Source organism: Pseudoalteromonas sp. SCSIO 43210, from assembly GCF_054133285.1.
Genome location: NZ_CP087225.1, coordinates 4,263,150 through 4,278,156 on the forward strand (window position 1 = coordinate 4,263,150; position 15,007 = coordinate 4,278,156).

Below are 15,007 nucleotides of genomic sequence, written 5' to 3' on the forward strand. Positions count from 1 at the left end.
AGTTTAAAAAGAGTAACTTGCCGTTAAGCTAAACTTACGACCTTCACCAGGAACAAAGTGTCCGCCACCTAACTGGTTAACGTAATCTTTATCACCTAAGTTTTCAGCATTAAGCTGCAAGCTCAAATCTTTTGATACATCATACGCAACCATTAAATCAAAAATAGTATAGCTTGGAGCACGAGCGCGAGTAGACGATGAGCTACTGTAACGCTCACCTAAATACTGCATACCTGCACCAAATGATAATTGCTCAGATATTTCGTATGTTGTCCATATGCTCGCACTATTTTTAGGCGTACGTGGTAACTCATTACCTATTTGAATAATATCGTCACCTGATGCTTTAGTTACTTCGCTATCTTGATAAGTATACGATGCAATAACGGTCCACTCTTTGGTGATTAAACCTGTAGCTGATAACTCTAAACCCTGAACTCGTTGTTCGCCATTTAATAAATCAGCTCGTGTATCTTCTGCAAATGGATCATCGGTACGAGCATTTGTTTTTTCAGTACGAAAAAGAGCTGCATTAGTTTGTAAGCGACCATCCATTAAGTTCCATTTCATACCTAATTCATAGCTATTACTTTCTTCTGGATCAAGATCTGCTGTATTTCCGCGAGTAGATACCGTAATACCTTCGGCTGAAGGATTAAACGAATTACCCGCCCCAAAATAAATACTGCCGTTTTCTGTAGGTTTATAAACTACAGCTGCATTCCAGCTAAATAAGTCGTCACTTGTAGAAATTAAAGCACTTGGGTTCGCGTAATCGTAATGGTAATCCGTAGTAAAGCTATCAAAACGAATTCCGCCTGTAACTTCCCATTGCTTATTAAGGGTTACTGTATCAAATGCATAAATAGCTTGGTTTTTAGCTTTAGCTTCAATACTTGTGCCGTTACGACCGTACACACCCGTAAATGCAATTGTTGCATCAGGATTGTATAAGTCGTTACGGATTCCATCTTCAATTAGATTATCAGCCGTAGTTGCAACAAAGTTATGGCGTGTAAACGTTTCGTTTGCAAGTTCAATACCCACTACAACATCGTGAGTAAAACCAGCAAACTCGTAGTTACCAATTAAATCAACTTGTAATGCAGCCAATGAATTTTCTGTATCACGTGTTTTTTCATCTGCAAAGGTAATATCTGTATCGGTTGTAACTGAAAAGAAACGTGGTGCAGTTGTTACCGATTCACGCTTAACTTTACCTAAACGGACTTGTGTACGTAACGTAGTATTTTTAGAAAAATCATACTCATGACGGGCAGTTGTTGAATAAGCTTCTATGTCTTCATAATCACGGTAAACGTTACCATAAAAGTTATCAAAATCGACTGGTGGTGGAGCGTATTCATTGCCAACTAGTTCAGCAACTGGGGTATCACTTCTAACCCATGCAATACCGTAATCTGGTAAATTATCTTGTCGTTGGTATTCAAAATTAAGATCAAATCGACTGTTGGTTCCAAGCCCTGTAGCCAAAGCAACAGCAATTGCATTTTTTTCGTTTTCAACATAATCACGGCCAGCAACATCACCTGAATCAGACAATAAATTAACACGTAATGCGCTTGTTTCGTTTACTTGAATATTAGTATCAAGACGACCACGGTAATCGTTTTCTGTGCCTAAACGTAACGAAACATCATTAAAGTTGTCTAATTTCGCCTTTTTAGTTTCTAGATTAACGCTGCCGCCTGTTGCACCACGACCAGAGACTGCAGAACCAGGGCCTTTAGCTACTTCAACGGCTTCAATGTTATAAACATCGCGAGTGTATCCAGCAACATCACGAATACCATCAACAAAAATATCACTTGCGGCACTAAAACCACGAATAGACATGCTATCGCCAGTAGGAGAACCACCTTCGCCTGCAGCTAAAGAAATACCTGATACATTGCGTAATGCATCTTGTAAACTATCTACGTTTCTATCTTTCATTACCGCTTGGTTAATTACAGTAACTGTTTTAGCCGTATCGAGTAGCGGTTGAGTATATTTATGCGATGTTGATTTTTCTACAACATAGCTAGACTCAGTTTTAGTTTGCGCTTTCGTTACCGATAACTCTTGAACATCCTGTGCACTCGCCCAAGTTGAAAGAGTGGCTGTAACAACCGCCGCAATTGGTTTTGCGTAGGTATTCCCTTTATTCGATGGCTTACTCATGGTTACTCCAAGGTTTAAACTAATTAGGTACATGTTGAATTTCGGCAAAATCCTACCACCGCCATAAATAAATGTAAACGCTAATTGTTATCAGTTGCGTTGTTATACCTGTTGTTATATTGTATGCGCACTTAAAAATTAACAGTAATTGCTCCATGTAATTACTCGTCGTAACTTTCAGGGTCTTTGTTGAACAATGCGAAGTTTAATTAAACCAATCAGTATGGTTATCGCGCTTTGTTGCGCTATGACAGTGCAAGCCGATACCGTTAGCGAATTAGAACAACTCATCAACAAATGGCTGCAAATAGAAAATCAAAACAATAAATTAAATACTCATTGGCTTGAACAAAAAAGCAGTATGGAGCAAACATTAACGCTTTTAGATGCTGAGCAGCAGCAACTTAGCGAGCTTAATCAGCGTAGAAAAAAAAGCACCAGCGAGCTTACTCAAAAACGCGAACAGCTTGTTACTAAACAATCGGAACTTGAAAACGATCAACAACAATTAAACGAACAACTTACACGCATTTCCCAGCAATTACTTTCATTACAAGTGCAATTACCTCCGCCACTTTTAAGTAGCTGGAAAAACACAGGTGATTTAACTAACTCACAACTAAATACCACAGATAAATTGCAAACAGCACTCAAGATGCTGGGGTTATTACGTGATTTTCAGCAACGGATTTCTATACACGAAATGGCAATTCTGCACCCTGACGGCCAAGAAGTATGGGTAAAACAGCTTTACTTAGGTGCAGCCCAAGCTTGGTTTGTAAGTGAAGATTTAAGTTATGTAGGCATTGGCTTTCCAAGTGATTTAGGCTGGCAGTGGGAGTTCGATCCGAGTATTAACGCTGAGCAAGTTGCATTAGGAATAGCTGTTCAACAAAAAAAGCGCGCTGCTGACTGGGTAACACTACCTATCTTAAGTTATGCAAAAAATACACAAAAAGGGGCTAAATAATGATTTTCGCCCGCATCCTTAAAATAGCTAATATTTTAGCTTTACTCTTTAGTGCAAACATCGTTTTTGCAGCAAGCAGTGATGACGCGCAACAAAGTATTTTAAGTGACATTAAAACAGCTCAACGCGCGTTGAATAAAACTCAAAATAACATTGCCAAAGAGCAAGCCGCTCTTGCTAACAATATATTTAACAAGCAGCAATCACTGAGTAAATTACGTGAGCAGGCTGCCATTAACCGCCGCCTTGCTGATGAAGATACTTTGAGTTTAAATCAGCTGCAAACACGCCTAGATACATGGCAACAGCAGCAACAATATCAGCTAAATTTGTTAAATCGATTTGTACGCCAAAATAGTAAAAACCAACACATTACTAATGATCAAAACGAATTATTGAAACAAGTAGTATCACTTATTAATGACCAAAAACAGGCACTTTATCCACAATTTAAAAAGCAATCGGTTGTGCTAAGTAATGGCGAATTAAGCCAAGCGAATACCCTGCAAGTAGGCCCAGTTGCTTGGTTTAGTACACAAACCCCAAAACTAGCTGGATTACTCGATTTAGACGACAAATCTAACGCGTTAAAGGTAGCGCTAGTGCAATCTACAAGTGACGATAACCCACTCGATAATACCTTAAAACAAAATGGCGTAGGATCTACACTCCTCACTTTTGATCCGAGTTTAACGCATTTAGTAACGAGTCAGTCTCAACAAGAAAGTCCGCTGGAGCATTTAGAAAAAGGCGGTTTATGGGCTATTCCTATTATTTTATTTGCCTGCTTTGCACTAACTATCGCATTACTGAAAGCAGCTCAGTTACTGCGTTTAAATAAAATAAAAATGCACTCGCAATTGCAATTACAGAAATTGTTTATAAGTAAAAATAGCAGCGAATTTAATGGCATGCAGCAACAGCTATTTAACCTAACCTTGCAAAGCGAAAAAGGCCAAGTACGAGATGATCAGTTATTTAACCAACTTATGCACGATAAACACAAGCTCGATAACTTTATTGGTGCAATAGCCGTTACTGCAGCAGTAGCACCACTACTTGGCTTACTGGGTACTGTAAGCGGTATGATCGAAACATTCAAAATGATGACCTTGTTCGGATCAGGCGATCCTGAGGTCGTATCAGGTGGCATTGCACAAGCACTCATAACCACAGAACTTGGTTTAGTCGTTGCTATACCAGCTCTGGTACTAAACGCCTTGTTATCGCGTAAAGCTAAAGCCTATTACAGCCAATTAGAAGGCTTTGCATTACAGCTAAGTCAGCTAGATGAAGGAAAAAACAATGTTTGATCAAATCATTAGTAACCCTATTTGTTGGTGCATTATTTTACTGGCTTTATTTGTGTATCAATTGATTTTTCATGACTTACTACATCTGAAACATTATCAAACACAACGCAAAGGTTATTGGCAAGAAGTAAGCTCTATTTTAACTGCGGCTTTGCCACTACTTGGTTTACTAGGCACAATTGTTGGCTTACTCGATACCTTTAAAGTTATGGCTCAGGGTCATAATGAGTTAATGAGTGATGCAATTGGCCATGCATTACTAACCACTCAACTTGGTCTGGTGTGCGCTATTCCTGCTTGGTTAATGCAAGCCTATTTAGCATATTCGCAGCGCAACCCTAAATTACATGCACTAAGTAAACAATTAGGGTAATAACCATGCAATCACGTTTAAAACATCGCTTAGAACAAGAATCTGGCCAACATATTGATATGTCGCCGCTACTTGATGTGGTATTTATATTGCTAATATTTTTTATTGTGACTACGGTATTCGTACGCGAGAGTGGCGTTGAGGTTGATAAACCACAAGCCGTATCGGCCAGCCGTCTAGAACAACAAGTTATATTTTTAGCCATAACAGACACCCAACAAGTATTTTTTGATGGCAGCCAAATTGGTGTTGCTGGCGTGCGCAGCAGCGTTGAACAAATGCTAAAGCAACAACAGCGCCCTGTGGTTATTCAAGCCGATAAAACAGTACCTACCGAGTTGCTTGTTCAAGTGATTGACGAGGCAAAGCTTGCCGGTGCTGCACAAGTTAATTTAGCGACCAAACAATAATATGTACGCGATTACACCGACCCAAAAATCACGAAATATTCGTCATCCATTGTTTGCATTTGCGCTAAGCCTAATAGTACTTACTGCTGCATTGTTACTTTTATGGCTCGCTCAACTAGCTGAACATATAGTGCAAGATAAAGTTATTGTACGCGAGGTAGCTATGGTGGCATTACCGCCACCACCTCCGCCTTCAATACAACAGCAACAAGCAAATGAGCCTGCGCAAAGCTTAATGGTGGAAGGCGCTGGCGCTTCTATTCAAGCAGTTAAAATTAAAATAAAGAGTAAACTAAAAATTGTAAGACCCGATACGCCAAGTGTAAAAGTAAGTACGCCACAATGGCAATCGGTCAATGTAAATTGGGATGCACTTAGCCTAAACCAGCTCGACGGCCTACCCACTTTACTCACACCAGTAAAAGCATTACTCCCAAAAAGCTTAACTCGCCAAGGTATTGATACATTTACCGTAAAGCTCGATGTACTAATTGATGAGGGTGGCAATGTAAGTTTGATTGAAGTGGTGCAAAATCCGTATCCGTCGCTTAAACCTGCAATCGATAAAATAATTAAACAGAGTCGCTTTAGCGCACCTAAAAAAGAAGGCGAAGTCGTACGCGCTCGCTTTATTTGGCCCATAGAATTTAAACCTTAAGCTTTAAGCCTTATTAAAATGAAAAATATGAACGTAATTAAAACGCTAAAACCTTTCACTCACGCATTACTAACAACTTTAATGTGCTCATTGCCTTTATTAGCTGTTGGTAATGTGAATGCAAACACAGTAAGTACTCCACTGAAAGTAATTTTATCTCCTAGCGATCCAACATGGCAATTGGCCATAAATAATAAATTACTTAGTCCTACTGAAATGCTTATTGAACCGACTGAACGTGGCTTTGCACGCCAAGTGCAACCATTACTACAAGCAGGTAATTATAACGAAGTAGCCGCGCTATTTAAAAACCGCGACCTCACGCAAGATAGCACCGCACTCAATTTATTGCGTGCTCAGGTTTTACTCACCTTAAAAGAGTTCGATAACGCCGAAAATGCATATTTAGCATGTTTAAAAGCCGCACCTAACTTAGTAAAAGCACACCAAGGCTTGAGTCTTTTATACATGCAACAAGCAAATTACAACAAGGCACAAACACACCTAGTACACAGTATTGAACAGGGCCAAGCAGATGCACAAAGTTATGCGCAACTTGCTTATATTCATGTACAACACAGCCAGCCTTGGAGCGCAGTAGCCGCTTATCGTCAAGCACTGATGCTTGCCCCTGAAACGCCTCAGTACCAACAAGGGCTATTGTTTGCCTTAATTGAATCGGGCGATTTAAATCAAGCAAATGCATTATTAAAAGAGTTGCTTAATAAAACACCTGATAATGCTCAATTGTGGTTGCAACGTGCACAAATAGCACTGCAATTAGAGCAAAATAAAAAAGCACTTGCCGCCATTGAAGTGGCCTTAAAACTCAACCCTAAAGATACCAGTAACCAGCTTTTAGCAGCCCAGCTGCATTTAAGTGAAGGCAGCACTGAACGCGCTGTTAGTTTATTAAAGCAAGGTTTAAAACACGCCACTAAACAGCAGCAAGTTGAGGTTATTAATACCACGATGCAAACTTTAGGCTGGCTTGTATCTCAACAAAAATGGGATTTAGCTAAAGAGCTAATAGGCAGCGCAAAAAGATTAACTAAGAAGCTACCCCGTGATGAACAAGCGCAGTTTTCTGTATACAGCGCACAAATTGCTATGCAACAAGGTAATGCTAAGCGCGCACTTAAAAGTTTAAACAACGCACTTAAAATAAACCCGAATTTAGGTGATGCTTTACTTAGTTTAGCAAGTATATATCGCAGTAAAGGCCAACTCACCCAAGCTAAACTTATGTATGTTCGTGCACAGGCACTTCCTGATTACCAACTATCGGCATGGCTTGGATTATCGCAAATAGCAATTGATTCTAAAGACTACTCTAGTGCGCTGAAGCATCTTAGAAAAGCATTGCAAGCTAACCCGCAACGCCAGGATTTGATTACCAATATTCGTGCACTTGAAAATATTGTGCGCCAAGAAGGGTAAGTTTATAGCTTTAACGTGAGCAAGCTCTACGCCTACAGATAAAATTTAACGCCGTGGTTAAACTCACTTGTAGCCACACAGCTTGCTGGCGTGTAAAAACGCAGTTTTTAAAATAGCTTAATAATTAGAAGCTACGCTTCTCACGTGAGCAAGCTCAACGTCTACAGATAAAATTTAACGCTGTGGTTAAACTCACTTGTAGACGCACAGCTTGCTGGCGTGTAAAAACGCAGTTTTTAAAATAGCTTCTCGCGTGAGCAAGCTCTACGCCTACAGATAAAATTTAACGCCGTGGTTAAACTCACTTGTAGACGCCCAGCTTGCTGGCGTGTAAAAACGTAGTTTTTAAAATAGCTTAATAATTAGAAGCTCACGCTTCTCACGTGAGCAAGCTCTACACCTACAGATAAAATTTAACGCCGTGGTTAAACTCACTTGTAGCCACACACCTTGCTGGCGTGTAAAAACGCCGTTTTTAAAATAGCTTTATAACTAGAAGCTATGCTTCTCGCGTGAGCAAGCTCAACGTCTACAGATAAAATTTAACGCTGTGGTTAAACGCACTTGTAGACGCACAGCTTGCTGGCGTGTAAAAACGCAGTTTTTAAAATAGCTTCTCGCGTGAGCAAGCTCTACGCCTACAGATAAAATTTAGCGCTGTGGTTAAACTCACTTGTAGCCACACAGCTTGCTGGCGTGTAAAAACGCAGTTTTTAAAATAGCTTAATAATTAGAAGCTACGCTTCTCACGTGAGCAAGCTCAACGTCTACACTATATATCAAACCAAAGCGTTACCAATTTTGCATTTCGACTATGCGTGATTGTGTGCGTGCATATTCAAAGCGCAATTTTTTACCTTTATACAAATGTTCAATGTCGGTTTGCGCATTTATTACCAGCAATTTATGGCAATCGTAAAATTCATCTACTAAGGCAATAAAGCGACGCGCTTCGTCGTCAAAGGTGTGCTCATCAAGCGTTTGTTTTTCGCGCTGATAACTATCTTCTATACCGTGAACTATAACTTTACCCGTCGCCTTAACACCCATTTGTGGCACATTCGATACATATAACACATCAAATTGCGTTGCTAAATACATATAATCGTTAGCACTACGCGGGCCTGAGCATAGCGCCATAAAATCAATCATCAAGGCATTATCGGCTTTTAATAAATAAGGTAAATCGCGGCCATGCACGCTAATTTTATTGCTGTATGTTGCAGCAGGATAAGAAACTAAAAACTCATTTTGAAAATCATGTTTAGGTAAATTAATAAAATAGTGCCGGCTGTTTTTACCATATCTAAAGCGGTGATCGTCCTCCCCTGCCACGTTAATTATATGGCAATGGTTATTAATTAAATCGATAGTAGGTAAAAATCGCACTCGTTGTAGGCCGTTGTAATAAAGCTGCTCTGGCTTTGCGTTCGATGTGGCCACCAGCACAACACCTTGTTCAAACAACGCATTGAACAATCTGGCCATAATCATGGCATCGCCGATGTCGCTCACAAAAAACTCGTCAAAACACAGTAAACGAATGTTTTTAGCCCACTGTTTTGCAATTAAGATTAATGGATTTTTTTGTCCTTGTAGCTTCGAAAGTTGGGCATGCACTTGTGCTATAAAATGATGAAAATGCAGCCGCTGCTTTTGCTCAATCGGTAGGTTTTTATAAAATAAATCCATCAGCATAGATTTACCGCGCCCTACTGGTCCATATAAATAAACACCTTTTGTTAAGGGCGCTTTTTGCCACCATAATGTGTGGACTTGAAGTTGCTCGCTTAGTGTATTTAAAGCTTCCACCGCATTTTGCTGCGCGGCATCAAAACACAGTTCACCCGTGTCTATTTTTGCTTGGTAAAGGCTTAATATTTGTGTGCTGTGCACTGTCATGGTATTTCACTATCGGCTATAATCGCGCCCATTGTAGCCGACTAAAAATGTGAACCAAAATGAAATTCCCTTGCCGCTTAGATAAATTTATTAGCCACTTAGCTGAAATGCCACGCACGCAAGCCCGCGCCAGTATTAAGCGAAAAGAAGTAAGCGTTAATGGCGAAATAATTACCTCACATAACTTTCAGCTATCTCAGCAAGACGAAGTACTGCACCAAGGTACGCCTTTGGTATTTTTAGGTAAACGCTATTACATGCTAAATAAACCAGTCGGTTATGTTTGCGCTAATAGTGACGAGCTACACAAAACCGTTTTTGACTTACTTGATGAGCCAAATATGAGCGACTTTCACGTGGCAGGCCGCCTTGATATAGATACCACAGGATTAGTTATAATTACCAATGATGGCGATTGGTCACATAAAATCACGTCACCTAAAAGTAATAAATTTAAAACCTACTTAGTCGAAACTCAAGAGCCTATAACCGACGAAGCGCTTGAGCAATTACGCACAGGTGTCATGCTGCATAACGAAAAAGATTTAACCCGCCCAGCGATTGCCGAACGACTTGCTAATTACGGACTGCGTTTATCAATAAGTGAAGGTAAGTATCATCAAGTTAAGCGTATGCTTTACGCGGTAGATAACAAAGTCGTTGAGTTACATCGCGAGCAGATTGCAGGCATTAAATTAGATGAAAACTTGGCAAGTGGTGAATATAGATTACTAACAGCTGATGAGATTAAATTATAAAACCTCACCTACAATATGTGTACCCCTGTAGGTGCGAATTAACTTCGCGCTCATGTAACGTGGCTTGGGTGTTTAAAAAGCGAGGTGTAAAACCTCACCTACAATATGTGCAACCCTGTTGGTACGAATTTACTTCGCGCTTTTATAGTTAATATTTAAATTACGATTTTATCTGTACTAAATCAAAGTCAGCCATGCCTGGTACAATTGCCTGCAGGCGAGACTCGGTAACATCGAGCGCGTTCAAGCATTCGCAATATTCTGAAGCTTTTAGCTCAAGTTGATGTGCTTTTTTTTGCAATGATTTATCAATTTCTTTTGAAATGATATCCATTCGCTGTCCCATATCGTTAATACGATCTTCTATATTACCTTCTCGGGACTTAAACGCATCACCTAGTGACACTAAAATGGCGCCGAGAGATCCATGAACTGCGGAATGAATTTTTTGGCTGATCTCTTTAGTAAAAAAATCATCTATTTGAGAAAGTGATTGTGGGGCTATAAAAAAGAAATCATCGCCGCGCTTAAATTTATCCATTAGCGCACGCTCTACATATTGCAGTTGGGTTTTAAGCACCTCAGGCTCTTTATCTGACATACCTTCAACCACGTGCTCAATAGCACTTAAACCTAAATTAACACCATCGGTGGCTAAATTAACTAGTTCAGGGACTGTATGGCGAATACCATTACTAAACTGCTCGAGCACTTTACTTTCGTCATCACTTAAATCAACCCAATAACCGCGAATAAACAGTTGGTTATTGTTGTTAATTTGCACACGTGTTTGGCCTTTATCAACAATTCGAATTACATCGTCGGTGATGATTAACCCATGCCTGAGTTCTACATCACATTGCTTTTGAGCAAATACACTGGTGCTTGAAAGTGCTATGGACAACGCCAATATCGAACGAGATAGAAACGCCATAAACACCTCAAAAAGACTAAAATGGAAGGCGAGTAGGTTAACAAAAAACCAACTTTATGCAAGTAAAAGAACATGCACAATACAAACACTACACAGCTAATTAAGCGAGGTATAAAACCTCACCTACAATATGTGTAACCCTGTAGGTGCGAATTTACTTCGCGCTCATGTAACGTGGCTTGGGTGTTTAAAAAGCGAGGTGTAAAACCTCACCTACAATATGTGTAACCCTGTAGGTGCGAATTTACTTCGCGCTCTTAAACATGCTATTGGCGCTCAAGAGCGAGGTTTATAATTAAATTGGCGATCCAGGCGGTATTGGTAACACTTTAAAATTATTTGGCCAATGCCCTTTAATTAAAAACTGATTTACTTGTTCGGCTAAATATTGCTTAAACGCACTCTCGCCAGTACTGGTATGGCTCAATATTGAGTTTTGGTTAAAGTCTTCACTCAACTTAACTAAGTAGTAACGTAACTGCGCCTGCACTTCAGGGCTTGCACTATCGCTTGCTACTAAGTCAGCCATGGTTTTTGCTGTTAAAAATTGTACGCGCTGAGTTATTTTACCTGTCATTGTATTAGGCGACGATACGTTAAAAACGTGGCTATAAAGCGTTTTTAATAGTTCATCTAAACTATAAAAGTCGTTACTACGCGCTTGCTGCTGGGCTAGACGATTTAAACGTTGTGCGTTTAATAAAAGCGACAAGCTGTGCTGCACTGCAACCTCGGGTAATGCCATTGCATCGAGCGTTAACCCTGTGCGCCCAACTATGCTCTCGCGCGACTTAGACTCGCCATACGCTTTTGGCGGAATTAGCGATAATACAGATTCAGGAAGTAATAAGTTACTTGGCTTAAGCGTTGCAAAAAGAGCGTTTACCGCTTCTTGTTGCATTTTTTTATCAACCACTTGCGCACCTTTTACGGGTGAGTCACTGCGTGTTTCGTATTCGTAATCAACACCGGCTATAAGCTTCACCGCAGCCTCAACCTGAAAACGGTGAAACAGATAAAGCGGAACTAGTTTTTCCTCTAATTGCGATAGTGAGTCGCCCGTTTTAATATTATTAATACCAAACTGCGAAAGCGCTTTTTTACGTACGTCGAGTACTCGTAAAAGCTCCTGCGAAGGATTAGTGCCGTTATCCCATAAATGAGCGGTTGGATGCGCGCCACCTTTAGCACGAGCGTCGCTATCTGATATAAACTCAAGGCCTTTGGCTTTGTTCTCCTTTAAAATAGCAGCGAGTTCTGCGCTTTCATCTTGGTTAGTAAAATCGCTATAGCCATATTTAATTACTTGGGTATCCCATACGCCCATGCCTGTTGCATAGCCACGCGTTACATCAAGCTTACCTTGTTCATTAAAACTAAGTAGCGGGTGTGGGTAATCCATTACAGAAGCTCTATCCCCTACCGATGCCGCGAAGTTATGAGCAATACCTAACGTGTGACCAATTTCATGCGCGCTTAATTGGCGAATGCGATCAAGCGCCATTGCTTGCAAGTTTTTAGCAACTTCATTACCTTTTAAATAAGGAGCAGCGAGTGCTTCAGCTATTAAAATATCTTGGCGAACACGCAATGAGCCAAGTGTTACGTGCCCTTTAAGTATTTCACCTGTACGTGGGTCGATTACCGAACTTCCGTATGACCAACCACGCGTTGCGCGGTGTACCCACTGAATGACATTGTAACGAATATCCATAGGGTCGGCGCTACTTGGCAGCACTTTTACTATAAATGCATTTTTATATCCTGCACCAGTAAATGCGTCGTTCCACCATTTTCCACCTTCAAGCAAAGCGCTTTTAACGGGCTCTGGAACGCCAGGATCAAGGTAATAAACAATTGGTTTAACAGGTTCACTAATAGGTAAACTTGAGTCCTTTTTAGTTAGACGATGGCGAGGTATATAACGCACATACATAGACTCACCAAGCGGCGCTGCGTAATCTTTATGTTCTATACTCCAAAAACCTGATTGCGGATTAAACTTGCGCGGTGTGTAGTTATCATCTGGTAATTGAATAAGTGAATGATGCATATGAACAGTAAGCGCATAAGGGTCGGCACTTACTTGGCGAACAAATTCACCTGGTTTTGTGCCCTTAAATGTAAGTACGGCTTCAAGCTCGGTATTTTTTACAAATGCTTTTGAGCGACTTATATAAACGGCGCTACGTGATTGATCAAGGCTAAAGTTCCCTTGCTTACGTGCAGCAAGCGTGCGGCTTACGCCATGTACATCACTTAATAAATAAGGCGTGTAATCAATAAGTGCTGTGGCTTTATCTTCTGCAACCACTTTAAAACCTGCAAGTATACTTGATGCAAACGCTTCTTTAATACTTTGCTGTTCAGCCTTATTACTTGTATTAGCACGATAGTAAGTATTTACAGCGCGTAGCATTACTTTGTCGCCAAAACGCTCAAACTGCACAAGGTGAGTATTACCAAGCTGACCTCTATCAAGGCCTATGTCGTTAGAGCCAATACCGTAAGGCAAGCTTTGCTGCAGTAAAAATTGTTGTTCAAACTTATCAACTTTTAAATATACTTTTCCGTTTTGGGTGTCGTAAAAAAACGAATAATAGCCCGGAAAATGATTCATTTGCGTAGTAAATTCATCAATTGACTTAATTGCTGCGTGCGCTTGAGTTATGATAGAGCACAGCACAGTAAAGAATATGTAACTTAGTAGTGGTATTTTTTTCATAATCTTATCTTTGTTATTTGTGTTTTAAGTACGATTAGGTGGTCCCATTATAGGGTGCTATTTAAACAATACAGTTATTTAAGACGAATTTCAGCGCTCTAAGCTAATCTCTCTCACATTATGATTGGTTTTAACACGTTATCAGGAAAATAGAATGCGTAGACTCCCTCCAGTATTACTTGAAGATGGTTGTTCAAGAGAACTTTTATCATTAATTCGAACAATTTTAGCAGCATGTAAAGAAATTTCGTTTCGCGTTGGTCAAGGCGCGCTTTCTGGCGTATTAGGCTCAACCCTTGATGAAAACATTCAGGGGGAAACTCAAAAAAAGCTCGATGTATTATCTAATCAGCTGTTAAAAGATATTTTACTGGAATCTGGTACGGTTAAAGCAATCGCCTCTGAAGAAGAAGACTACACAGTAGCAGGTAATCCAGATGCTAAATTTATAGTGGCATTTGACCCACTTGATGGCTCGTCAAATACTGATATTAACTCGCTTGTCGGTACTATATTTTCTATTATGGAAGCACCTGAAGGTTCTGACGCTGCTGATCAAAGTATATTTATGCAGCCAGGTCATAAGCAAGTTGCAGCAGGTTACGTACTTTACGGCCCGTCAACAATGCTTGCGCTGACTACAGGTAAAGGCACGCGCATGTTTACTCTTGATAAAACACAAGGCAGCTTTTTACTTACACAAGATTTTGCTGATATTCCTGCTGATACAAACGAATTTGCCATTAATACGTCTAACCAACGCCATTGGCAACCAGCTATGCAAAACTACATCGATGATTTGCTAGCAGGTGATACAGGCCCGCGCGCTAAAAACTTTAATATGCGCTGGATTGCCGCAATGGTGGGCGATGTGCATCGCGTGCTTAGCCGTGGTGGTTTGTTTACTTACCCTACCGACACCAAAGATCCTAAAAAGCCAAATAAATTACGCCTACTTTACGAAGCAAATCCAATGGCTATGTTAGTAGAGCAAGCTGGCGGCATTGCATCAACCGGTACTGAGCGTATTATGGATATTCAGCCTGATGCAATCCACCAGCGAGTAGCCGTTATTTTAGGTTCTAAAAACGAAGTAGAAACGTGCTTGGGATATCATAAATAATCGCTTAAAACGATTGTTCTCAATTTAAAAACCGCATTCAATTGAAGTGCGGTTTTTTTGTAGGTGAGGTTTTATACCTCGCTTTTTAAACGCCAAAGCCACGTTACATGAGCGCGAAGTAAATTCGCACCTACAGGGTTGCATATATTGTAGGTGAGGTTGTAGGTGAGGTTTTACACCTCGCTTTTTAAACTCCCAAGCCACGTTATATGAGCGC

General features: G+C 40.3%; 12 protein-coding genes. 8 read left to right on the plus strand and 4 right to left on the minus strand.

Annotated elements, in window-relative coordinates; translation table 11 throughout:
- Positions 1 to 3 precede the first annotated feature (3 nt).
- Positions 4 to 2,184, minus strand: coding sequence for a TonB-dependent receptor (locus LOS73_RS18605; protein ID WP_033031919.1), 2,181 nt, complete (start codon positions 2,182 to 2,184; stop codon positions 4 to 6).
- A 196-nt stretch (positions 2,185 to 2,380) separates the two neighbouring features.
- On the opposite strand from LOS73_RS18605, the gene LOS73_RS18610 reads away from it, so the two are divergent.
- Genes LOS73_RS18610 through LOS73_RS18635 form a run of 6 tightly spaced genes read left to right on the plus strand, consistent with a single transcriptional unit; the run spans position 2,381 to position 7,348 of the window.
- Complete coding sequence (locus LOS73_RS18610) at positions 2,381 to 3,154, plus strand: DUF3450 family protein (RefSeq protein ID WP_033031921.1); 774 nt, start codon at positions 2,381 to 2,383, stop codon at positions 3,152 to 3,154.
- Complete coding sequence (locus tag LOS73_RS18615) at positions 3,154 to 4,467, plus strand: MotA/TolQ/ExbB proton channel family protein (RefSeq protein ID WP_033031923.1); 1,314 nt, start codon at positions 3,154 to 3,156, stop codon at positions 4,465 to 4,467. Before LOS73_RS18610 ends, LOS73_RS18615 begins: the two co-directional genes overlap by 1 nt.
- Positions 4,460 to 4,840: a MotA/TolQ/ExbB proton channel family protein gene (locus LOS73_RS18620; RefSeq protein ID WP_007378976.1), complete on the plus strand. Its 381-nt coding sequence runs from the start codon at positions 4,460 to 4,462 to the stop codon at positions 4,838 to 4,840. Before LOS73_RS18615 ends, LOS73_RS18620 begins: the two co-directional genes overlap by 8 nt.
- Positions 4,841 to 4,845: 5 nt before the next feature.
- Positions 4,846 to 5,250: an ExbD/TolR family protein gene (locus tag LOS73_RS18625; protein ID WP_007378977.1), complete on the plus strand. Its 405-nt coding sequence runs from the start codon at positions 4,846 to 4,848 to the stop codon at positions 5,248 to 5,250.
- A gap of 1 nt (position 5,251) precedes the next feature.
- The gene (locus LOS73_RS18630) at positions 5,252 to 5,908 is read left to right on the plus strand and encodes an energy transducer TonB (protein WP_033031925.1); all 657 of its coding nucleotides are present in this window, start codon (positions 5,252 to 5,254) and stop codon (positions 5,906 to 5,908) included.
- Positions 5,909 to 5,935: 27 nt separating this feature from the next.
- Complete coding sequence (locus tag LOS73_RS18635; RefSeq protein ID WP_457934111.1) at positions 5,936 to 7,348, plus strand: tetratricopeptide repeat protein; 1,413 nt, start codon at positions 5,936 to 5,938, stop codon at positions 7,346 to 7,348.
- Positions 7,349 to 8,140: 792 nt separating this feature from the next.
- On the opposite strand, the gene zapE is transcribed toward LOS73_RS18635, so the two are convergent.
- Positions 8,141 to 9,250, minus strand: coding sequence for a cell division protein ZapE (gene zapE / locus LOS73_RS18640; RefSeq protein WP_033032261.1), 1,110 nt, complete (start codon positions 9,248 to 9,250; stop codon positions 8,141 to 8,143).
- A 59-nt stretch (positions 9,251 to 9,309) separates the two neighbouring features.
- Between zapE and rsuA the strand changes: the two genes are divergently transcribed.
- Positions 9,310 to 10,008, plus strand: coding sequence for a 16S rRNA pseudouridine(516) synthase RsuA (gene rsuA / locus LOS73_RS18645; protein ID WP_033032263.1), 699 nt, complete (start codon positions 9,310 to 9,312; stop codon positions 10,006 to 10,008).
- A 160-nt stretch (positions 10,009 to 10,168) separates the two neighbouring features.
- On the opposite strand, the gene LOS73_RS18650 is transcribed toward rsuA, so the two are convergent.
- Both LOS73_RS18650 and LOS73_RS18655 read right to left on the minus strand, forming a co-directional pair.
- Complete coding sequence (locus tag LOS73_RS18650) at positions 10,169 to 10,942, minus strand: YggN family protein (RefSeq protein ID WP_007376785.1); 774 nt, start codon at positions 10,940 to 10,942, stop codon at positions 10,169 to 10,171.
- A gap of 295 nt (positions 10,943 to 11,237) precedes the next feature.
- Complete coding sequence (locus LOS73_RS18655; RefSeq protein ID WP_457934112.1) at positions 11,238 to 13,667, minus strand: zinc-dependent metalloprotease; 2,430 nt, start codon at positions 13,665 to 13,667, stop codon at positions 11,238 to 11,240.
- Positions 13,668 to 13,821: 154 nt separating this feature from the next.
- On the opposite strand from LOS73_RS18655, the gene LOS73_RS18660 reads away from it, so the two are divergent.
- On the plus strand, positions 13,822 to 14,790 hold the full coding sequence (locus LOS73_RS18660) for a class 1 fructose-bisphosphatase (RefSeq protein WP_033032267.1): 969 nt from the start codon (positions 13,822 to 13,824) through the stop codon (positions 14,788 to 14,790).
- The last annotated feature ends 217 nt before the right edge of the window (positions 14,791 to 15,007 follow it).